This is a genomic window from Arthrobacter sp. efr-133-TYG-120 (assembly GCF_030209785.1).
In the GTDB taxonomy this organism is placed as follows: Bacteria; Actinomycetota; Actinomycetes; order Actinomycetales; family Micrococcaceae; genus Arthrobacter.
Window position 1 is genome coordinate 1 of sequence record NZ_JARVRI010000012.1, and the last position, 22095, is coordinate 22095.

General features: G+C 64.5%; 18 protein-coding genes. 11 read left to right on the top strand and 7 right to left on the bottom strand.

Going from position 1 to position 22095, the window contains the following annotated elements; all coding sequences use genetic code 11:
• Window positions 1-1171, bottom strand: a 1171-nt coding sequence (locus QRN51_RS07180; protein ID WP_350224962.1) for a DUF222 domain-containing protein, incomplete at its 3' end; no start/stop codon positions are given.
• A 727-nt stretch (window positions 1172-1898) separates the two neighbouring features.
• Here QRN51_RS07180 and pdxS point away from each other — a divergent pair.
• A complete protein-coding gene (gene pdxS / locus QRN51_RS07185; RefSeq protein ID WP_284989254.1) occupies window positions 1899-2825 on the top strand; it encodes a pyridoxal 5'-phosphate synthase lyase subunit PdxS in 927 nt (308 codons plus the stop codon).
• A 309-nt stretch (window positions 2826-3134) separates the two neighbouring features.
• Here pdxS and QRN51_RS07190 read toward each other — a convergent pair whose 3' ends face one another.
• Genes QRN51_RS07190 through QRN51_RS07200 form a run of 3 tightly spaced genes read right to left on the bottom strand, consistent with a single transcriptional unit; the run spans window position 3135 to window position 7237 of the window.
• The gene (locus tag QRN51_RS07190) at window positions 3135-5147 is read right to left on the bottom strand and encodes a M3 family metallopeptidase (protein ID WP_284989255.1); all 2013 of its coding nucleotides are present in this window, start codon (window positions 5145-5147) and stop codon (window positions 3135-3137) included.
• Window positions 5148-5195: 48 nt separating this feature from the next.
• On the bottom strand, window positions 5196-5945 hold the full coding sequence (locus QRN51_RS07195; RefSeq protein ID WP_284989256.1) for a type 1 glutamine amidotransferase: 750 nt from the start codon (window positions 5943-5945) through the stop codon (window positions 5196-5198).
• Window positions 5942-7237: a Mur ligase family protein gene (locus QRN51_RS07200; RefSeq protein WP_284989257.1), complete on the bottom strand. Its 1296-nt coding sequence runs from the start codon at window positions 7235-7237 to the stop codon at window positions 5942-5944. The genes QRN51_RS07195 and QRN51_RS07200 overlap by 4 nt, the downstream gene beginning before the upstream one ends.
• A gap of 101 nt (window positions 7238-7338) precedes the next feature.
• Between QRN51_RS07200 and pdxT the strand changes: the two genes are divergently transcribed.
• The 9 genes from pdxT (at window position 7339) to QRN51_RS07245 (ending at window position 17220) form a co-directional block, all read left to right on the top strand.
• Entirely contained in the window at window positions 7339-8040 is a 702-nt protein-coding gene (pdxT, locus tag QRN51_RS07205) for a pyridoxal 5'-phosphate synthase glutaminase subunit PdxT (RefSeq protein WP_059390283.1), read from the top strand.
• A gap of 3 nt (window positions 8041-8043) precedes the next feature.
• Window positions 8044-8799, top strand: a complete 756-nt coding sequence (locus QRN51_RS07210) for a YebC/PmpR family DNA-binding transcriptional regulator (protein ID WP_059390284.1) — start codon at window positions 8044-8046, stop codon at window positions 8797-8799.
• Between the two features lie 45 nt (window positions 8800-8844).
• Entirely contained in the window at window positions 8845-9423 is a 579-nt protein-coding gene (gene ruvC / locus QRN51_RS07215; protein ID WP_078108969.1) for a crossover junction endodeoxyribonuclease RuvC, read from the top strand.
• 89 nt (window positions 9424-9512) lie between these two features.
• Window positions 9513-10157 carry a Holliday junction branch migration protein RuvA gene (ruvA, locus tag QRN51_RS07220; protein WP_284989258.1) on the top strand — a complete coding sequence of 215 codons (645 nt, stop codon included), beginning with the start codon at window positions 9513-9515 and terminating at the stop codon, window positions 10155-10157.
• A complete protein-coding gene (ruvB, locus tag QRN51_RS07225; protein ID WP_284989259.1) occupies window positions 10150-11226 on the top strand; it encodes a Holliday junction branch migration DNA helicase RuvB in 1077 nt (358 codons plus the stop codon). Before ruvA ends, ruvB begins: the two co-directional genes overlap by 8 nt.
• A 190-nt stretch (window positions 11227-11416) precedes the next feature.
• Complete coding sequence (gene yajC, locus QRN51_RS07230) at window positions 11417-11800, top strand: preprotein translocase subunit YajC (protein ID WP_059389206.1); 384 nt, start codon at window positions 11417-11419, stop codon at window positions 11798-11800.
• 109 nt (window positions 11801-11909) lie between these two features.
• A complete protein-coding gene (secD, locus tag QRN51_RS07235; protein ID WP_284989260.1) occupies window positions 11910-13664 on the top strand; it encodes a protein translocase subunit SecD in 1755 nt (584 codons plus the stop codon).
• Complete coding sequence (gene secF, locus QRN51_RS07240) at window positions 13664-14677, top strand: protein translocase subunit SecF (protein WP_284989261.1); 1014 nt, start codon at window positions 13664-13666, stop codon at window positions 14675-14677. Before secD ends, secF begins: the two co-directional genes overlap by 1 nt.
• A 149-nt stretch (window positions 14678-14826) precedes the next feature.
• Window positions 14827-17220 carry a RelA/SpoT family protein gene (locus QRN51_RS07245; protein WP_272909578.1) on the top strand — a complete coding sequence of 798 codons (2394 nt, stop codon included), beginning with the start codon at window positions 14827-14829 and terminating at the stop codon, window positions 17218-17220.
• Between the two features lie 10 nt (window positions 17221-17230).
• Here the strand turns inward: QRN51_RS07245 and QRN51_RS07250 are convergent, their stop codons facing one another.
• The 3 genes from QRN51_RS07250 to QRN51_RS07260 form a co-directional block, all read right to left on the bottom strand.
• Entirely contained in the window at window positions 17231-17875 is a 645-nt protein-coding gene (locus QRN51_RS07250) for a type IV toxin-antitoxin system AbiEi family antitoxin (RefSeq protein WP_284989262.1), read from the bottom strand.
• Between the two features lie 93 nt (window positions 17876-17968).
• Window positions 17969-19543: a DUF349 domain-containing protein gene (locus QRN51_RS07255; RefSeq protein ID WP_284989263.1), complete on the bottom strand. Its 1575-nt coding sequence runs from the start codon at window positions 19541-19543 to the stop codon at window positions 17969-17971.
• Window positions 19544-19608: 65 nt separating this feature from the next.
• Window positions 19609-20376: a peptidylprolyl isomerase gene (locus tag QRN51_RS07260; RefSeq protein WP_370872108.1), complete on the bottom strand. Its 768-nt coding sequence runs from the start codon at window positions 20374-20376 to the stop codon at window positions 19609-19611.
• A gap of 260 nt (window positions 20377-20636) precedes the next feature.
• Here QRN51_RS07260 and hisS point away from each other — a divergent pair, with 260 nt between their 5' ends.
• Complete coding sequence (gene hisS / locus QRN51_RS07265; protein WP_284989265.1) at window positions 20637-21989, top strand: histidine--tRNA ligase; 1353 nt, start codon at window positions 20637-20639, stop codon at window positions 21987-21989.
• Window positions 21990-22095 lie beyond the last annotated feature (106 nt).

Consider the following 22095-nt stretch of genomic DNA (forward strand, 5'->3'; position numbering starts at 1 on the left):
GGGGCGGGAAGATGCGGGTGGTGCGGCCGATGTCCAGGACGCGGCTGTCGCTGCCGAGCAGGACGGGGATGATGTCCGCGTCGCAGGCGATCTTGCGGATGATGGCGGGGTGGATGGGGCCCTGGAACGTGGACGCGCCGCTGCTGAGGCGCGGGCCGGGGCGGGTGGGCGTTTCGCGGTCGAGGTGTTCGAGGTGTTGGAGGCGGTTGAGGAGGTCTTGGTAGTCGATGGTGACCATGACCTGGGGCCGGAGGCCGCCGTTGGCGGGCAGTTGCCCGGTGGTCAGGGCCGCTGCGCAGGCGCCGGTGAGTCCGTCGAGGAGTTTCTGGGCCCGGGAGCGGCGGTCCAGGCCGGTGTCAGCCGCGCCGTCGCCGTCGGCTGCGTCGGTGTCGGTGGTGTGCTGGAGGCGGGGGTTGGTGGCGGTGTTCATGGCGGTGGCGAGGGTTTCGTATTGTTCGGCGGTGGCGAAGATTTCCAGGTGGTGCAGGCCGTGGCGGGGTTTGCGGATGAACGCTCCTTGGCGGTGGCGGAGTTCTTCCTCGCCGGGTTCGGTTCCGTCCTGGTCGATGGCGTCGATCCAGCGTTTGGCCGTCCGGTGCACGAAGTCGGGATCGCTTTCCATGGCGGTGCGGGTGAGGGAGTGTTCCATCTGCCGGGCGGTGTCCGCGTCGGCGTGGTGGCGTACCTGCTCCAGGGCCGTGCTGATGATCGTGGCCGAGCGGGTCGGCACGGCTGCGGTGGACAGGGCCGCGGCGAGGACTTCGTGGCGTGCGGGGAGGTCTTGTCCGGTGAGTCCTGTCTGCGGGAGCACGCCGGCGGCCAGGGTGAGCCGGCGCCGGGCTTCGCCGATGCCGATCCGCAGCCGGGCGCGCAGGAATTCGGCGGCGTTCCGGTAGCCGTCGTCGACCGCGGCCGCTGCCGTGGGGCCGGGCGCGGACCCCGGCGCATCCGGCGCGGTTGCCGGGTCTGACTGACCTCCCGCGTCCGCTGCTGCGGTTCCCGTATCGGCTGCGGCGGGTTCGGTCCAGCCGGTCCGCCAGCCCGGCGCCGCGGACGGCCGGCGGGAGGCCTGGGCTTCGCTGCGGGTCCGTTCCACGGCCTGGGCCGCGACGAGCTGCAGGAACTCGACCGTCCGGGAGATCTCTTCGACCGTGCCGGCGAAATCCGCCATCAAGGAAACCGAACGAGCGGGCGTCGGCGACGGCGGTTGAGCGCAGCGCATCCATCGCCGCGACCGCCCGGTCAAGGCCACCCGCGGTGGACGGCGCGGCGGCCGGGTTTCGGGGCCGGGAAGGGCTTTGGAACTGGGAAGGGTTTTGGAACTGCGCTGCGAATTGGAGCTGGGCGTGCCGGGCGGGGACGGGCTTCAGCCGGCGGGACAGGCGTCCCGGCGACGGGATCCCGCCGTCGGGCGCGGCCGCCCGAGGTGCGACGAGTTGACCGATGCCTTCCATGAATAAACCCTGTCACGGGGGTCGGACATTTTTACCTCCCGCACGGCCGTTCGGCGTCGCGACAAGCGAAACAAGGAAAACACGTCCCAAGAATCAGGTGCTGAGCTCCCAATGAACCCGGATCGCGTCGGCGATCGGGCCGGCGCCGCACTCACAATTGCAGAAGACAGATTCCCGCGCCGTCAATCCGCCCACCAACTTGCTGCCGTCAATGCACCTGAAGTAGCCGCGACACGCGGGACCAATATCACCCGGTGCGCGACGCCCGCCGGTGCCGGCGCGACCGCGTGGCCGAGGCTGGTAATCAAGTACGACGGTCACAGCGCGGGGGACTAGTATTGAAGTTACTTGGTCAATGTGACCTGGAAATCCGGTGCGCGCTGTGTGTGGCCCCCGTCCGCCTGCGCCCCGGCCAAGGTCTTCTATCTACCCATAGGGGTTTTTGTGTCTACACCTGATGTAAGCAACGAAGCCGGTTCGTCCGCAGCCAGCGTTACGGGCAGCAGCCGCGTCAAGCGCGGCATGGCCGAGATGCTCAAGGGCGGCGTCATCATGGACGTCGTCAACGTCGAGCAGGCCCGCATCGCCGAAGATGCCGGTGCCGTGGCCGTCATGGCGCTCGAGCGCGTTCCCGCGGACATCCGCGCCCAGGGTGGCGTGTCCCGCATGTCGGACCCGGACATGATCGACCAGATCATCGCCGCGGTGTCCATCCCCGTCATGGCCAAGGCCCGCATCGGCCACTTCGTCGAGGCACAGGTCCTGCAGTCCCTCGGTGTTGACTACATCGACGAGTCCGAGGTCCTGACCCCGGCCGACTACACCCACCACATCGACAAGTGGAACTTCACCGTTCCCTTCGTCTGTGGTGCCACCAACCTCGGTGAGGCGCTGCGCCGTATCAACGAGGGCGCGGCCATGATCCGCTCCAAGGGCGAGGCCGGCACCGGGGACGTCTCCAACGCCACCACCCACATGCGCCAGATCCGCGCCGAGATCCTCCGCCTCTCCATCCTGCCCGAGGACGAACTCTACGTTGCGGCCAAGGAACTGCAGGCCCCGTACGAGCTCGTCAAGGAAGTTGCCGCCACCGGCAAGCTCCCCGTGGTGCTGTTCACTGCCGGCGGCATCGCCACCCCGGCCGACGCTGCGATGATGATGCAGCTCGGTGCGGACGGCGTGTTCGTCGGTTCGGGCATCTTCAAGTCCGGCAACCCGGCCCAGCGTGCCGCCGCCGTCGTGAAGGCCACCACCTTCTTCGACGACCCCGACGTCATCGCCAAGGTCTCCCGCGGCCTGGGCGAAGCCATGGTGGGCATCAACGTCGAGGAAATCCCGGAGCCCCACCGCCTCGCCGAGCGCGGCTGGTAGGCCTTCGTTAAGCCGACGCGCCAGACGGCGCGGTTTGTTGGCGCCGGTCGGCGCTGATCCTCGGCCTGCTATTCCCCTCGACTCGCTGCCGCGGCTGCGCCGCCTACGTGTAACCGCGGCTAAGTACGGCGCCTTGCGTTGGCGGGTCGCACCGTCCATCGCATCGCTCTCCCGCTAAGTACGACGCCGGCCGGTCACCTTCTTCGGTGACCGGCCGGCATCGTGCGTTAACCCAACTGACTCCCAGTTGTTGTCGTTATGAGGCTCCATAACGACATTAACTGCGAGTCAGTTGGGGCGGCCCAGCAGCTATTCGAGGCCGCGGCGCTTGAGGAGCGGCTCGAGGGAGGCGTCGCGGCCGCGGAGCGTGCGGAATGATTCCAACGGATCGCGGCTGTTGCCACGGGAGAGCAGCTCCGAACGGAATCGTTCGCCGTTCTCGCGCAGCAGCCCGCCTTTTTCCGTGAACCAGTCCACCGTTTCCGCGTCCAGCACTTCACTCCAGATGTACGAGTAGTACCCGGCGGCGTAGAAGTCCCCGGCGAAGATGTGCTGGAAGTACCCCGTGCGGTACCGGGGCGGAATGAGGGAGTGCGCCACGCCTGCAGCAGCCAATGCCTTGGCTTCGAAGTCCAGCGCGTCCTGAGGAACGCCGTCGACGTCCAGCACGTGCCAGGCCAGGTCCAAAAGGGCGGCGCCGAGGTATTCCGTCGTGGCGAAGCCTTCGCCCCAAAGCTTGGACTCGTTGAGGCGGTCGATGATGTCCTGGGGAAGCGCTTCGCCAGTCGCGTGATGCCGGGCGTAGTTACCGATAATCTCGGGCCACATGATCCACATCTCGTTGACCTGCGACGGATACTCCACGAAGTCCCGGGGGACCGAGGTGCCGGAAAACCGGGGATACATGACGTTGGAGAAGAGTCCGTGCAAGGCATGGCCGAACTCGTGGAACGTGGTCCGGACCTCGTCCAGGGTAAGCAGGGTGGGTTCTCCGGCCGGCGGTTTGGAGATGTTCAGGTTGTTGATCACCACCGGCTTGTTACCCAGGAGTGCTGATTGTTCGACGAGCGAGTTCATCCAGGCGCCGCCGCGCTTTGAGTCCCGCGCGTAGTAGTCGCCCAGGAAGAGACCAAGCTCGGAGCCGTCTCCGTTTCGCACCTCCCAGACGCGGACATCGGGGTGGTACCCCTCAAGGTCATTCCGCACGTGGAAAGTAATACCGAAGAGGCTCGTGGCTGCGAAGAACACGCCGTCCACGAGTACCCGGTCCAATTCGAAATAGGGCCGAAGGAGTTGTTCGTCCACTTCGTAGCGCTCCCGCCGGACCTTCGAGGAGTAGTACGCCCAGTCCCATGCTTCCAATGGGTGCCCTGCGCTCTCCGCCAGGGCAGCCGCTTCTGCATCGGCGTTGCGGATGGCGGCCGGAGCAAGTCGGTTGAGCATCGCTTGCACGGCCGCGAAATCGGGGGCGGTCTGGCGGTCCATGACCATTTCGGCGTAGTTGCCGAATCCGAGGAGTGTCGCCTTCTCGGCCCGCAAACGCACCATCGCCTTCACCAGTTCCAGGACGTCCAGGCTGCTGCCGTCGCTTCCCCTCGCAACGGACGCCTCAAACAGGCGACGGCGGAGCTCGCGGTTCTGCAAAGAAGCCAAAGCAGGCTGGTTGCTCGGCTGTATGAGAGTCAGGAGGTATTTTCCCTCGTGCCCGGCAGTGCGTGCGGCCTCCGCAGCACTGGCGATGTCGTCCGCCGGCAGGCCGGCAAGTTCTGTGGCGTCATCCACCACCAGGGCGGCCGCCTTCATGGCTTCCTTGACCCGTTGCCCGTACTCCGTTCCCAATCGGGAGAGTTCCGCGTTGAGGCTCTTGAGTTTTTCCTGGTCAGCCGGGTCGAGCTGGATGCCCGACTGGCGGAATTCGCGGAGGTACTCCTGCACCAGGCGGATGGATTCGTCATCGAGTCCCGAGGTGTCTACGGCCGCGAATCGCCCGTACAGTCCGTGGTTGAGGTAGACCGCGTCCTGATGGCTCACGAACCGGGGAGACAGCTCGGTTTCGAGTTCGCGGATGGCCTCCGAGGCGTCGGCGGAAACCAATGTGAAGAAGGCCGCCGCTGCCCGCTCCAGCAGGCGGCCGGAGCGTTCCATCGCGACCGCCGTGTTTTCGAAGGATGCGGGCTCCGGGTTGTCGACGATGGACTGGATCTCGGCCAGGTGCTCAACGAGGCCCGCATCAACGGCTTCGGCGAAGTGGCTGTCCTGGATCTTTGCGAAGGGCGGCAATCCGTAGGGAAGGGTACTCGGCTCCAAGAGAGGGTTCGTCATGAAGCAACCCTTTCATGCAGGGGCCCCGCCCACAACGGTTTTCCCGTGTTAGCGCGGCCGCCGCGCCGCGTGTTCGCGCGCGAGGCGGGCAAAGTCGTCGTCGGGCGTTCCGGGGACGAAAGTACCGTACTTGCGTTCGACGGCGGTCCGGATCAGGAAATCGGCGATGGCCGGATTCTTGGGCAACAGGGAACCGTGCAAGTAGCTGGCAACCACATTCCGGTGCCTGGCGCCTTCGTGGTTGTCTTTGCTGTTGTTGCCGGCACCCTTGGACACGGTGCCGAGCGGCTCGACGCCGGCACCCAGGGAGGTCTGTCCGCTGTGGTTTTCGTAACCCATGATTTCACCGAACTCGGGTGAAGTGAGCGTGACGTTTCCGATGAGGCGTTCGTCCGTACCGATGGTCTCGACGTCAAGGATGCCGATACCGGGGATAACAGGTCCGCTCTTCGTCTTGAAGAACTTGCCGAAAAGCTGGTAGAGCCCGCAAATGACCAGCATGGGCGTTCCGTCCTCGGCCATCCCGCGCAGTTGCTCGCCGCGTGACTGGAGATCGTCCTGGATGACTACCTGGCCGCTGTCCTGGCCGCCACCGCCCACAATGAGATCGACATCTTCGGGGAAGTCGTCGCCCACATTGTATTCAAGGAGCTCGGGCGTGTAACCGTGCCAGAGCAGGCGCTGCCGCAAGACGAGCGCATTGCCCCAGTCCCCGTAGATGTTCATGTCACGGGGGTACAGCTGCAGGACCCGGATGGTGCCTTTGCTAGTGTGTGCGGTACCTTCGGCCGGGGTCATGAGACCACCTCTACTGTGGTGATTTTGGAGAGTTCGCGCCGGATGGCCAACATCGCGGTGTACGTGCAGAATACGCGTTTCGGTTTGCCGGCCGAACCCCGGATGAATTCGGCCAAGGCCGCAGTGATGTCGGTGTCCACTGAGCCGAAGCGGACCTCGTCGTACTGGAGGCGCAGTGCCATGTCATAGGCACGGACGCCGGTGACGACCTCGACACCGTCCTCGCGCAGGGAGTCGAATTCAACGTCCCAAAGCCACGACATGTCCCGGCCGTCGGCATAGTTGTCATTGATGGCGATCATGGAAGCGTAGCCCTTCGCCGGGAAAGACTTCAGGCCCAGGCGGAAACCGCTCGGGTTCTTCACGAGGACCAACTCAAAAGGCTGGCCGTCCACCGTCAGGCTCTCCCCGCGGCCAAACGCCGGAGCCACTTCGGAGAGCGCCTTGACCAGCTTGGCGGAGTCGCCGGGCCGCCCGCTTGCCCCGGTGATGCTCCTGGCGAGGACCAACGCGGCCGCGGCATTGAAGATGTTGTAGACGCCGCGGAGTTTCATGTGCGTGGACACAAGGGTTCCGTCGAACTCGAAGTCGGCGTCGTCGGTACCGACCCGGCGGAGCACGACGTCGGCCGCCGGGGATGCGGGGACCTCACCGCGGGGGCTGGTTTCCGGAGCCGCGGCCCGCATGTCGTCGTCGTTCGGGAAGGTGCTGCGGAGCGATTCGTCCAATCCGAAGTAGAGCACCTCGGGGCCGCTCACGGCTCCGGCAATACGGGCGACCCGGGGATCCTCGCGGTTCAGGACCACGGTCCCGGTGGTTCGCTCGGCGATGCGCTGGAGGAGTAGCGCCGTGGTGTCGATTTCGCCGAAACGGTCCAGTTGGTCGCGCAGGACGTTGAGGAGAAGGCAATAGCGCGGCGGCACCTTGTTCACGAAATGCACGGCGTGTGCCTCGTCGAGTTCCAACACCGCGACGTCGGCGTCCAACCTGCCGCGCCAGTCCACCTCACCCAGGAGAGCGGCCGCAACGCCACGGGTGAAGTTGCTGCCCGTCCGGTTGGTGAAGACCTTCAAGCCCTGGCTTTCCAGGAGCTCCACCACCATTTTTGTGGTGGTCGTCTTGCCGTTGGTTCCGCTCACCACCGCCACACCGTGGGGGAGCGAGGACAGCGTCCTCTGCATGAAGCCGGGGTCGATCTTCTCGACCACGAGGCCGGGCAAAGCCGAACCCCCGCCGCGCAGCCGGGACACAGCACGGACCAGCTTGCCGAGTGGAACGGTGAACGAAAACATGCTCTGTAATATATCCCAGTTGGTGCATAAACCACGTGCCGTAAAGCCGCGATCGGGTTGCCGGCGCAAGCCCGGCAGTGGCAGCGCATTATGATGGTCGAATGACCAATCCCCCTTCCGAGGCGTCATCAAGCGTGGGCGCTGGCCTGCGCATCGGCGTCCTCGCACTACAAGGCGATTTTCGTGAGCACATCCACGCCGTCGAAGCGGCCGGTGCCACCGGCGTCGGCATCCGGCGTCCGGCGGAGCTCGACGACATTGACGGCCTCATCATTCCCGGCGGCGAGTCGACTACCATCGACAAGCTGGCGCGGATCTTCGAACTCGCCGATCCCATCCGCAAGCAGATCGCGTCCGGGCTGCCGGTGTATGGATCCTGCGCCGGCATGATCCTGCTGGCGGACGACATCGCCGATCCCGCCACGGACCTCGCCGGAAATCCGCAGCAGACTTTCGGTGGATTGGACATCACGGTCCGTCGCAATGCCTTCGGCCGGCAGCGCGAGTCCTTCGAAACCGATCTTGACTTCAAAGGCCTCGAGTTCAGCGCAGGCGAGTCCGGCGTCGACCCCGTCCACGCCGTCTTCATCCGCGGACCGTGGGTGGAACGGGTCGGACCCGGCGTCGAAATCCTTGCGCAGGTGGAACCGGGCAAAGCGACCCACACGGACACTTTGCACGGGTTGGCTAGAATTGTTGCAGTGCGCTCAGGTCGGTTGCTGGCCACCTCCTTCCACCCGGAAGTGACTGGGGAGAAGCGCGTGCATGAATTGTTTATTCGAATGATCAGAGGGGAAGTTTAAAGCATGTCAGGCCACTCCAAATGGGCGACGACCAAGCACAAGAAGGCCATCCTCGATAGCCGCCGGGCCAAGTCGTTCGCCAAACTGATCAAGAACATCGAAGTCGCGGCCCGCATGGGCGGACCGGACCTTGCCGGCAACCCGAGCCTCGAACTGGCTGTGACCAAAGCCAAGAAGACCTCGGTCCCCGCCGACAACATCGACCGCGCCATCAAGCGCGGAGCCGGCCTCACCGGCGAAGTGGTCGACTACACGGAGATCATGTACGAGGCCCGCGGCCCGCAGGGTTCCGCCCTCCTGATCGAGTGCCTCACGGACAACAAGAACCGTGCCGCCTCCGAGGTCCGCCTGGCGATTTCCCGCAACGGCGGCACTATCGCCGATCCCGGCTCCGTGAGCTACCTCTTCACCCGCAAGGGCGTCGTCAACCTGCCCAAGAACGGGCTCAGCGAAGACGACATCCTGATGGCAGTGCTCGACGCCGGCGCAGAAGAAGTCAAGGACAACGGCGACAACTGGGAAATCCACTCGGAGCCCACCGATCTCCCGGCAATCCGCGAAGCCCTCACGGAGGCCGGCATCGAATACGAAACGGACGAAGCTGAATTCGTCCCGTCCATGCAGGTGCCGCTGGACCTTGACGGTGCCAAGAAGTTCATGAAGCTCGTCGACGCCCTCGAGGATCTCGACGACGTCCAGAACGTTTATACCAACGCGGACATGAGCGAGGAAGTCCAGGCTGCGCTCGAAGCCGAGTAGCGCCCGCTTGCCACACAGCTTCACAACAAACAGGGAGGCCCGGACTTGACTCTTCGCGTATTGGGAGTCGATCCGGGCCTCACCCGTTGCGGCATCGGAGTGGTCGACGTCGAACGGAACCGCCGCGCCACGATGGTAGCTGTCTGCGTCGTGGGAACCTCCCCGGAGCAATCATTGGACCAGCGACTGCTGGTCATAGCCAAGGCCATCGATGAATGGCTGGACCTCTATAAACCCGACGTTCTCGCGGTCGAACGGGTCTTCTCCCAGTTGAACGTCAGTACGGTCATGGGCGTTGCCCAGGCATCCGGCGTCGTCATCGCGGCCGCCGCGCGGCGGGGCATCCCGGTGGCGCTCCACACGCCGTCGGAGGTCAAAGCCGCCGTGACGGGAAGCGGCACCTCCAACAAGGAAGCGGTGACGAAACTCATCACCAAGATCCTTCGTCTTGACGCCCCGCCCCGCCCGGCCGACGCCGCGGACGCGTTGGCCCTCGCTGTCACCCACGCGTGGCGGGCCGGCAGCGGTGCCGCAGTTGCCACCACCGGACCGGGGAGCAGCGCATTGACGCCCGCCCAGCGAGCCTGGGCTGAAGCCGAAGCGAAAGCGCGCCGCGCCCGGTAATTGTCGGTGGCCCTTGCTAGGCTATTCGTAGATATGTTCGGATAGCCCGCGGCGCAGCATGCGCGGGGCAGTACTTCAGGAGCCGGGTCTTGATCAGTTTTCTCCGCGGAACCGTGGCACACGTCAGTCTCTCCACGGCCGTCATCGATCTCAACGGCGCCGGTATGAGCGTCTACGCCACGCCCCAAACCCTCAGCCACCTGCACGTCGGCGAGGAAGCGAAGCTGTTCACTTCGTTGATCGTCCGGGAGGACTCCCTGACGCTCTTTGGTTTCTCGAACGACGACGAACGCGAAGTTTTCGATGTCCTGCTCAGTGTGGGCGGGGTGGGGCCGCGCCTGGCCCTTGCAGTCCTGGCCGTCCACGAGCCCGAGGCGATCCGGGTGGCCGCGCATTCCGGCGATGCCAAGTCATTCACCAAGGTCCCCGGTATCGGCCCGAAAGTGGCCGGCAGGATCGTCCTGGAACTGGCGGGCAAACTCGTTCCCCACGGCACCGCGCCCGGGGCCGCCCCCGCCGTCGCGGCCGAGTCTGTCTGGAAGCCGCAGGTGGTCGCCGCGATGACGAGCCTGGGCTGGTCGGAGAAGGACGCTGCCGGCAGCATCGACAAGGCAATGGCCGATTCCCCGGAACTTGCCGACGCCGGCAACGTCGCCCAGATCCTGCGCGCAACCCTTCGCTGGCTCGGGCAGGACGGCGCCCGCGCCGGAAACCGGGTAGGCAGCCGTGGCTGAGCAGTCCCTCGTTACCGGGGGAGAGGAACCCGAAGAGCGCATCATCGAAGCCGCACTTCGCCCGAAGAACCTCCACGACTTCGTAGGCCAGCACCGTGTCCGAAAGCAACTCTCGCTCGTGCTGGAAGCCTCGAGGATGCGCGGCCGCAGCGCGGACCACGTCCTGCTTTCGGGCCCTCCTGGGCTCGGCAAGACCACTCTCTCCATGATTATCGCCGCCGAGATGAACGCACCCTTGCGCATTAGCAGCGGGCCGGCCATCCAGCACGCCGGAGACCTTGCGGCCATCCTCTCCTCGCTTTCTGAAGGCGAAGTGCTCTTCCTCGACGAAATCCACCGGATGTCCCGGCCCGCAGAGGAAATGCTGTACATGGCCATGGAAGACTTCCGGGTGGACATCGTGGTGGGCAAGGGCGCAGGCGCCACTGCCATTCCGCTTGAGCTGCCGCCCTTCACTCTCGTGGGCGCCACCACGCGGGCCGGCCTGCTGCCTGGACCGCTGCGTGACCGCTTTGGTTTTACCGGGCACCTGGAGTTCTACTCAGTGGCGGAGCTGGAACTGGTACTGCGCCGCTCGGCCGGACTGCTTGACCTGAAGGTCAACTCGGCAGGCTTCAGCGAGATCGCGGGCCGTTCCCGCGGAACCCCGCGTATCGCCAACCGGCTGCTTCGCCGTGTCCGGGACTGGGCTTTGGTACACGGCATCGAACAAATCGATGCCCGTGCCGCCTCCGCTGCGTTGGACATGTACGAGGTGGACCAGCGTGGCTTGGATCGCCTGGACCGTGCTGTGCTGGAAGCCCTGATCCTCAAGTTCAACGGCGGTCCCGTAGGGCTGTCCACCCTCGCTATCGCCGTGGGGGAGGAACCGGAGACCGTCGAAACGGTCGCTGAGCCGTACCTGGTGCGCGAAGGCCTCTTGGGACGGACGCCGCGCGGCAGGATTGCCATGGCGTCAGCCTGGACGCACCTCGGATACGCCGTGCCGCCAGGAGTGTTCGGGCAGGACCCGCTGGCGTTGTTCGAGGATAGCGAAAACGGGGCGGAAAGCATCGACACCGGCCGTTAGCACGATCCATTCAGCTTAACCCTCTAGACTGGTATGACACTCGGCACGTTCGAGTCCTTGGTTCTGTGCCCGCCCGTCGGAGCATTGTGCGGCCAAGTGGGCGAAAGCTCCACGGCCGCCGGATCCACCGGGCAGACATGGCCGTGAAACCAAAAACGTAAGTAAAGAACGGAACTTCCCTGTGGATCCAATGACAATCCTGCTGTTCGCCATGCTCGGCGTCTTCATCTTCATGATGTTCCGCCGCAACAAGAAGACGCAGCAACAGCAGGCCAAGCTGCAGTCCCAGTTTGCCCCCGGCGTTGACGTCATGACCAGTTTCGGACTGTTCGGCCGAATCGTCTCGATGGACGACGCCGAGAACAAGGTTGTCCTGGAACTGTCCCCGGGCAACCTCGCCACGGTGCACCGCCAGGCCGTCACCAAGATCGTTGAGCCCGCCGAGGAGGCCGCAGTTGACGTTCCGGACGACGCGTCGTCGCTGACGGCCGCGGATGCCGATGCATCTGCATCCGCGGAGACCCCGGACGAGACCCTCAAGCGCCTCAACGACGAGGGCAAGAAGGACAACTAGCCCGTACCCGCTCTACAAGCGGGAATAGTTCTACGGCAATGAATCGCCGCCGGCCTGCGCTCACCCGTGCACGTCGGCGGCTGTTCCGTCATCAACAGGAAGATCGAACATGGCACGAACCGGCCACAAAAATGCAGCCCGCAGGGTGCTGATCTGGCTTGTCGCAATATTCGCTGTACTGACAGCAGTCCTCGGTGGCGGCGTCATCACTGGTCACGCCAGCTGGGCCCCAAAGCTCGCGCTTGACCTCGAGGGCGGCACGCAAATGATTCTCGCGCCCAAGGTCGAAGGATCAACCGGCATCAACGAAGAACAGTTGAACCAGGCCGTCGCGATTATCCGCCAACGCGTTGACAGCTCCGGTGTCGCCGAAGCGGAAATCACCACGCAGTCCGGCCGTAACGTCGTGGTAAGCCTTCCCGGTACGCCAAGTTCGGAAACCCGTGCCCTGATCCAGGCATCTGCCGACATGAACTTCCGCCCAGTGATCACCACCGGTGACCCTGCGGCCGTTCCGGTCGCATCCCGCACGCCGGACGCGAGCCTGCCCAAGCCCACCGCTGCGCCGACCAACGCCAGCGACAGCAACTGGGTCACAGCCGACGTCTACAAGGCCTTCGAAGCCTTGGACTGCGTCAACCCGGCCCAGGATAAGCAGCCGCGGTCGGATCCCGCCAAGCCGCTGGTGACCTGCGAGCCGGCAACGGCCAAGACTCCTGCCGTCAAGTACATCCTTGGCCCGGTCGAAGTGAAGGGCCAGGACATCGTGTCGTCCTCCTTCGATCCCGTCCAGGGCGCGCAGGGCTCGGTCACCAATGCGTGGGGCGTGACCATCACGTTCGATGCCAACGCCACCAAGACCTTCAAGGACGTTACGCAGAGGCTCAACCAGTTCTACGTGGCATCGCAGGCGCAGGGCGGCAACGACCCCAAGGCCCAGTTCGCCATCGTCCTGGATGACCAGGTTATTTCCGCGCCGCGTGCCCTCGCAGTCATTACCGATGGCAAGCCGCAGATCACGGGTAACTTCACGCAGGCCTCGGCACAGGCGTTGTCGGACCAGCTTCGCTACGGCGCTTTGCCCATCAGCTTCGATATCCAGTCCGAGGAACAGATTTCCGCCACCCTCGGTGGCGAGCAGCTTCGTCTTGGCCTGATGGCCGGTGTGATCGGGCTCCTGCTCGTGGTGGTCTATTCGCTCTTCCAGTACCGGGCCTTGGGCTTTGTCACCATCCTCTCGCTCGTGGTGGCCGGTGGACTGACATACCTAGCCATCGCGATCCTTGGCTGGACTGAAAACTACCGGCTGTCCCTTGCCGGTGTGGCAGGTCTTATCGTGGCCATTGGCCAGACAGCAGACTCCTTCATCGTGTACTTCGAACGCATCCGTGACGAACTTCGTGAGGGCAAGGGCCTCGTGTCCGCCGTCGCGAACGGTTGGAAGCGCGCCAAGCGCACGGTCCTCGCGTCCAAGGCCGTCAACCTGCTCGCGGCCTTGGTGCTGTACTTCGTCGCTGTTGGAAACGTCCGCGGCTTCGCCTTCACCCTTGGCCTCACCGCGCTGGCAGACCTCCTGGTCGTGTTCATGTTCACGCACCCCACGCTCCAGGTGCTGGCCCGGACCAAGTTCTTCGGCGAGGGGCACCGCTTCTCCGGCCTCGACCCTGAGCGACTGGGCGCCGTGCCGCTGTACCGCGGTGCCGGCCGGCTCCGCACGCCAACGGAGAAGCCCGCCGTCGTGCGCGCCCGCAACACCGGTGCTGCCGCTGAAGCCGAGCGCCGCATGACCATCGCCGAACGCCGGCTTGCCGAGAAGCAGGCCCAGTTGACTGGTTCTTCCAACGGCACCAAGGAGGAGAAGTAATGACCACGAGCTTCGCAAAGTTCGGCAACGAGCTCTACACGGGCAAGCGTTCTTACAACTTCGTTTCCAGCAAGAAGATCTGGTTCATCATCGCCGCAGTAGCGGTGGCGATCTCCATCCTCCTGCCGGTGGTCAAGGGCGGGTACAACCTCGGAATCGACTTTCGGGGCGGCTCCGAGTTCACGGTGTCCAACGTGAAGACCACCGAATCCGCCCCGGGCGAGAAGGCAGTCCACGACGTCGTTGCTGGTGCCGTTCCGCGCGTCGCCAACGTCGCTGGTAGCACTATGCGCATCCAGACCGACAAACTCAGCGATGACCAGACCATCAAGATCAAGACGGATCTCGCGAAGGCCTACGGCGTGACCGAAAACCAGGTCACCTCGACCTTCATCGGCCCCACCTGGGGGCAGGATGTCACCAAGCAGGCCCTGATCGGCCTTGCGGTGTTCGTTGGGCTGGCCGCTCTTTTGATGGCGTTGTACTTCCGCACCTGGAAGATGTCGGTTTCTGCCCTTGCCGGCATGCTGGTCACGATGTTCACTACGGCCGGTGTCTACTCCTTGAGCGATTTCGAGGTGACACCGTCGGCCATCATCGGCTTCCTGACGGTCCTCAGCTACTCCCTGTACGACACCGTGGTGGTTTTCGACAAGATCCGTGAAAACACCTCGGACATCGCGACCTCCAGCCGGCGCACTTTCGCCGAAGAGGTCAACCTTGCCGTCAACCAAACCCTGGTGCGCTCCATCAACACCATGATGGTGGCAGTATTGCCGGTCGCCGCGATTCTGTTCATCGGCGCTGGACTGTTAGGCGCCGGCACGCTCCGCGACCTGTCCCTCGCCCTGTTCGTCGGCATCCTGATCGGTACGGCGGCGACGATCTTCATCGCGGCTCCGCTCTACGCGTGGCTGCGCCAGAGCGAACCCGAGCTGCAGAAGCAGGCCAAGAAGGTGGCGACCCGGCGCGCGGCAGCCGTCAGCGCGAACTCGGAAGCAGCGGCCGTTTAGCCTCGTTTCCCCTTGAAGGGCCGGTCACCGCCGAAAAGTGGTGACCGGCCCTTTTGCGTTCCCGGCTCCGTCATCTGGGTACCGGTTCTTGGAGAGCTCACCAGCGGGAATAGACTTGGAGAATTAAGTCAGTCGTGAGAGGTGCTTTTGTGGAGGAACGTACGACGTCGGCGCCGCCGGCGGGCGGAGAGGACGGCCTGAGCCGCGTGCCCGGCACCGCAACTGCAGCTACGGGAAGCACCGTGGACGGTGTGCCCGTGGACTCCCCGGGCGTGCGCCCGACGTTCCCCGGACGACGCGAGCGGACGCGCTCCAGGCTGGCGAAGTTGACGGGACGGGGCACCAGCACCTATTCGCCCATCCTCGAACCGCTCCTGCGGACCGTCAGGGCCAACAACCCCAAAGAAGACCTCGATCTCATCCAGCGGGCCTTTACCGTGGCAGAGCGCAGCCATCAGGGCCAGAAGCGGAAGAGCGGCGATCCGTACATCACCCACCCCGTTGCGGTGGCCACGATCCTGGCCGAGCTGGGCCTCACAGGCACAACCCTTGCTGCTGCACTCCTGCACGACACCGTCGAGGACACTCCCTACACCCTCGCTGACCTGACGCGCGATTTCGGCCCCGAGGTCGCGATGCTCGTGGACGGCGTCACCAAGCTGGACAAAGTCCAATTCGGTGAGGCCGCACAGTCCGAGACCGTCCGCAAGATGGTCGTGGCCATGGCCAAGGACATCCGGGTACTGATGATCAAGCTGGCGGACCGGCTGCACAACGCCCGTACGTGGCGCTTTGTTTCCGCTGAATCTTCCGCCCGCAAAGCGCGCGAAACACTTGAGATCTTTGCACCGCTGGCCCACCGCCTTGGTATGAACACCATCAAATGGGAACTTGAGGATCTTTCCTTCGCCGCCTTGTACCCGAAGGTGTATGAAGAAATCGTCCGGATGGTGGGGGACCGCACTCCGGAGCGCGAGAAGAGCCTGAGTGTCATCCGCAACCAGATTGCCGAAGACCTGCGCGTCGCCCGCATCAAGGCCACCATCACGGGCCGGCCCAAGCATTACTACTCGATCTACCAAAAGATGATTGTCCGGGACAAGGACTTCGACGACATCAACGACCTCATGGGCGTGCGTGTCCTCGTGGATTCCGTCCGTGACTGTTACGCGGCTCTTGGCACCTTGCATTCGCGCTGGAACCCCCTTCCGGGACGGTTCAAGGACTACATCGCCATGCCGAAGTTCAACATGTACCAGTCCTTGCACACCACCGTGATCGGTCCCGGGGGCAAGCCCGTTGAGATCCAGATCCGTACCCACGAAATGCATCGGCGTGCCGAGTATGGCGTGGCGGCACACTGGAAGTACAAGGACCAGCCCAACCGGACCGCCGTAGGTCCGGGGAGCCCCAAGGACGGCGACATGGGCTGGTTGCGTTCCCTGGTCGACTGGCAGCAGGAAACATCGGATCCGGGCGAATTCCTGGACTCGCTGCGTTTTGAAATCAATGCCCGGGAAGTGTTCGTCTTCACCCCCAAGGGCGAGGTCATGGCCCTTCCCGCAGGATCGACACCGGTGGACTTCGCCTACGCGGTGCACACCGAAGTGGGTCACCGGACCATCGGTGCGCGCGTCAACGGCAAGCTGGTTCCGCTCAACAGCGAACTCAATCACGGCGACTGGGTGGAGATCTTCACCTCCAAGGCCGAGGGCGCAGGACCGAGCCAGGACTGGCAGCATTTCGTCAAAAGCGCCCGGGCGCGCAACAAGATCCGGCAGTGGTTCAGCAAGGAACGCCGCGAAGAGGCCATCGAGCGGGGCAAGGACCAGCTGACCCGCGCCATGCGTAAGCAGAACCTGCCCCTGCAACGGCTCATGACACATGACGCCTTGTCCACGGTGGCCGAGGAATTCCACTACGTCGACATTTCCGGCCTGTATGCCGGCGTCGGAGACGGGCACACTTCGGCACAGTCCGTCATGGAAAAGCTCATGGAGCACCTCGGTGGGCATGAGACGCCCGATGAGGACCTGGACGAAGTCAGCATTCCCTCGCAACTCCAGAAGACCCGGTACTCGGACTCCGGCGTCATTGTCCGCGGCGTGGGGGATGTCTGGGTGAAGCTGGCCCGCTGCTGCACGCCTGTACCGCCTGATCCGATCCTCGGGTTCGTGACCCGCGGCTCGGGGGTGTCGGTACACCGCACGGACTGTACGAATGTCTCGGACCTCCGTGACCAGCCCGATCGCATCGTCGAGGTTGAATGGGCTCCGACCCAATCCAGCGTCTTCCTGGTGGAGATCCAGGTGGAAGCCTTGGACCGGAAGTCGTTGCTTTCGGATGTCACTCGCGTGCTTTCGGAAAACCACGTCAACATCCTGGCTGCTTCCGTGCACACCTCCAGCGACCGGGTAGCCATCTCCCGCTTCGCGTTCGAAATGGGCGATCCTAAGTACCTTCACCACGTGCTCAGTGCCGTGCGCAGGATCGACGGGGTCTTTGACGTCTACCGGACCACGGGCAACCGCAGGAGAAGCTGAACCTAGCAACTCAGGCGGCTACCTTAGGCGGCAAGACGTCGGAAGGCGGCGGGTCAGCGGTCCGAGCCAACGCGGCAATCTTGCGCAGTGCAGCCTTCTTGTGGGGCACCCTCGTGGACGCCTCCACCGCGAGGGTCAAGAGCCGCAGCCGGACGCCCAATTCATCCCGGGACAGCAGCATCCGCAGTGCGGGCAAGGCCCTGCTGGCTTCTACGTGTAGGGCCACATCCACGGCCGTCCGCAGGGGACTGGTCACGAGCAGCCCGCCGATGCTGACCACGTCCAGTTGGCCTAAACGGACTTCGTGCAGGATACAGCCGCGGGCCGAACGCAAGCTCGATATACGGTGTTTGGCGTCCACGAGAAGCGAAAGCCTCTCTGGGGCATCCGCGCAACCGTAAATCCAGGCCGCCGTCATGCGCCCCGCGATGACCTTCCTGCGAATGCGATCCGGAACCACCAGGGCGGCCGCGCGGGCTCGGAGCCGAGGCGTGACATCCAGCCCCGAGGGAGTGAAACTCTTCTCGTAGAGTGGTGTGAGCACGCCGTCCGTAGCCATTGATTGAAGCTCGGCCCACGTGAACTGCGGGCTGGGCGCGTACAGCTCTTGGGCAGGGAAGTCCTGTTGCTGCGGAGGCGGTAATCTCGGGGCCATTCAGCAATCATCGCGTGGCTGCCGCAACGGGAACAGGCCCCGTGTCGGTTATGTGGATAACCGGCACGGGGCCTGTTGGTTCAAGCTCTACTACTACGCGAGATCGCTTGCCGAACGCTGGATCTGGTCAAGCCAGGCCTCTCGTGCTTCAAGGGCCTCGCGGGCGTTCTTGATGCGGCGCTGGTCTCCGGCCTTTTCGGCCTTTTCCAGGTCTTCCCTCAGGCCGGCGATAGCCGCTTCCAGCTGCGACAAGGCGCTGTTGGTGCGGGCCTTCGTCTCCGGGTTGCTCCGGCGCCATTTGTCCTCTTCGGCGTCGCGGACGGCGTCCTCAACCTTGCGAAGGCCGGCTTCGATCCTGCCCATGTCGGCGCGCGGCACCTTGCCGGCTTCTTCCCAGCGGTCGCGGATGGACTGCAGGGCCTTCTTGGCAGCATTGAGGTCCGTGATCGGCAGCAGGGCCTGTGCCTCGACAACGAGCTCTTCCTTGACGGCAAGGTTTGCCGTGTACTGCTGGTCGATCTCGTCGTTGGCAGCCTGGCGGTTGCTGAAGAATACGTCCTGCGCGGCACGGAAACGGAGCCAGAGGGCGTCGTCATCCTTGCGGCTGGCGCGAGGCGTAGCCTTCCACTGGTCCATGAGACGGCGGTATTCGCCGGCGGCGAATCCCCAATCCGTGGAACTGGAGAGGGCTTCGGCCTCGACGATCAGCTGTTCCTTGGCGACCTTGGCCGCCGAGTTGGTGCTGTCCAACTGGGAGAAGTACGCACGGCGGTGGCGGTCAAAGACGGTACGGGCCGAGCGGAACCGCTTCCACAGCGCGTCCTCGTTGCTTCGTCCAAGCCGGATGCCGTTCTTCTGGGCTGTCTTCCAGCTCTCGAAGAGTTCGTTCATGCGGGCGCTGGACGTCTTCCACTGGACCTGGGACGGATCCTGGGATGCGATGGATTCGGCTTCGGCGACGATCGCCTCGCGTGCCGCGAGCTCCGCGGATCGTGCGGCGTCGTGTGCAGCTTTCTCGGACTTCTCCAACTCGGAAATCTGTCCAGCCAAGGCATCGAGTCGAGCCTCGGCAGTGCGGATGTCGCCCACCATGTTTCGCTCTGCCAGCTGCTCACGCAGGTGCTCGACCGTCTTCTGCATGTCCGTGGCCGGGGCCTTGGACTCCACGCGGTGTTCCATCAAAACGATCTGCGCAACAACGTCGTCGTACTTCCGGGCGAAGTATGCCAGCGCCTCGTCGGTGCTCACTCCCGGGTACTGTCCCACCGGCTGCTCTTCGCCGTCGATGGTCAGGAAGACGTGGCCGTCACCCTCGGCGCGCCCCCACTTGGCGGCTTCCGCCAGGGACACAGCCGTAGGCTGGGCTGCCGGTGCGGCCGGAATAACGCTGGCGGCTGCCTTGGGGCGGGCAGCAAATGCGGCGGGGGAGGGCGCATGCGAGGGGGCCGGACGTGGCGCCGGAGAGGCAGGCTTGGGCGCGGGTTCTGCCGCGTCGGCCACCGGGGCATCGGGTTCTGCCGCGTCGGCCACTGGGGCGTCGGGTTCTGCCGGGGCAGCGAGCTCGGCCGGGGCAACCGGCGCAACACCGGCTTGCTCAGCTACGGGAGCCTGGGTTTCTTCGTCGTTGGCCACTACTGCAGTTTCGTCGGATTTCTGACTGTCTGTCACCGCTAAAAGTCTTTCGCTTGGAGGGATTACTAAGGTAATGCGCCGTGGACCATGGTCCGGGCTAGTTACTTCAGAGAAAACGAGTCTATCGTGACAGCTGCCACAGGGGTGCCGTCGGTGGCGCTGCTCCCCGGATTAATACCGGCTTGGGCGATCTTCGTCACCACGTCCATGCCGCTCGTCACCTTGCCGACCACCGTGTACCCGCCGGCGGAGTCCGGGGGAATGACGGTGTCCTTGTACACAATGAAGAACTGGTGCCCGTTGCCATAGGCGTTGTTGCCGGTCCTGGCGACGGCGATGGTTCCGGCCGGGTAGGTGTTGTTCGCCGGGGTGTTCTCAAGTGGTCCCCAGTGGAAGTTGGGGTCGTCTGTGGTGTCCGTCCCCTTGGCTCCGCACTGCAGCACCGAGAAATTGTCGGCGGTAGTCAATCGAGGGCACTTGAGGCCGCTGTAATAACTCGCGTCAGTGAGGGATTTGAACACTGCTGCGGCCTGGGGAGCTGTTGTGCCATCCAGTTCGACGCCGACTGTCCCTCCATTGAGGCTGAGCTGGCCAGTGAAAGTCTTACCTGCGGCCGTGTCCGCTTTGGGAATGCCGGCGCTATTCGAGCCCGTCGCCGCGGCCGAAGCGGAGGGGTTGGCAGAGGCGGACGGCGAACTCAGCCCGGCTTGGGCCGCTGCGAACTCCGATTCGCTCGGATTCGAGTTGAACACCGTGAGTTGGAGCACGACGGCGGCAATCAGGGCGGCGGCACCCACGCTGACGGCGATCACATTGTCCCGGCGGCGGCGCTTGCCCTGTGCACGCCGAAGCTCGCGCTTGGCTTCCATCTGCCTGATGCGCCGTTTGGCTTCACGGTTGTCCCGCGGCCTTGTAGACAATGGTCCTCCTGGTTGTCTGGACAAGCTTCCCTCGCAAGCAAGCCGAACCCGGGCGCCCGCATTAGATGTGCAGGCGCCGAAAGCATAAACTGGCTGCCGCACATAGTTTATGCATGACTGGCTGGACGCCAGCCCATCCTGAGCCGAATCGGCCCGTGGTTCGTGGCGCTGGGTCCGGCCCGCGCAATCATTGAGGAGAAATTTCCACCATGGCCCGTACCGCCTCCCTGTCCGGATTCCCCGAGTGGCTTCCCCAGGAACGGTTGGTGGAACTGCATGTGCTGGACACGTTGCGCAAGACGTTTGAACTCCACGGCTTCTCTTCCATCGAGACGCGCGCTGTCGAAACCGTCGGCCAGCTTCTCCGCAAGGGCGAGATAGACAAAGAGGTATACGGACTGAGCCGGCTGCAGGAAGACGAGGACGGCGGCGAAGGCGGAAAGTCGGACAAGGCAGATCCCAACGCCTTGGCGCTCCACTTCGACCTCACGGTGCCGTTTGCCCGCTATGTCGTCGAGAACGCCGGCTACCTGGCGTTCCCGTTCCGCCGCTACCAGATCCAGAAGGTGTGGCGGGGGGAGCGGCCCCAGGAGGGCCGCGCCCGTGAGTTCACGCAGGCGGACATCGACGTGGTGGGCGACGGCGAGCTGCCTTTCCGCTACGACGTCGAGATCGCCCTTGTCATCGCGGAAGCGTTGAGCGCCCTTCCGATTCCGGACTTCCGCCTGCGCATCAACAACCGCAAGCTCGCCGAGGGCTTCTACCGCGGTATCGGCCTCACCGACACTGCCGGCGTGCTTCGAAGCATCGACAAGCTCGAAAAGATCGGCGAAGCGAAAGTTGCCGAATTGCTCAGGAGCGAGCTTGGCGCCACGGATGAGCAGGCAGCGCTTGCCTTGAAGCTTGCCAGCATCCGCACCGAGGACACGTCCTTCGTGGCGCAGGTGCGTGCGCTTGGCGTATCGGACGAGCTTCTTGAAGAGGGCCTCAGCGAGCTGGAACAAGTCATCGAGGCTGCCGTGCAGCGCGCCCCCGGCAAAGTTGTTGCCGACCTGAGCATCGCCCGCGGCCTCGACTACTACACCGGTACGGTCGTCGAAACCGTCCTGGTGGGACACGAGCAACTCGGTTCCATTTGCTCCGGCGGCCGCTACGACGCCCTCGCCAGCAAGGGCAACCGCAAGTTCCCCGGCGTCGGGCTGTCGATCGGCGTGACCCGCCTGGTCTCCCGCATCTTGAGCCAGGAATTCGCGACGGCGTCGCGCTCGGTTCCCACGGCAGTCCTGGTGGCGCTGAACAACGACGACAGCTGGTCTGCGGCCCAGGATGTGGCGGCCCAGCTGCGTGGACGGGGGATCGCCACCGAAGTTGCGGCGAAGGCCGAGAAGTTCGGCAAGCAGATCAAATTCGCCGACCGACGCGGCATTCCCTTCGTCTGGTTCACGGACGACGACGGCAAGCACCAAGTGAAGGACATCCGCACCGGGGAGCAAGTCGACGCGGATCCGGCCAGCTGGGAGCCGTCACCCGAGGATCTCCACGTCCGCATCACCACGCGATAGCCACGAACCGGCGCCTCAAGGCAAAAGCCCGCGGGCCCGGGCGGGAGCGGGCCGCGCCCGGTGGGGCCACGCTTCGTTCATACGGGTAAACTCGAACGGGATCGTT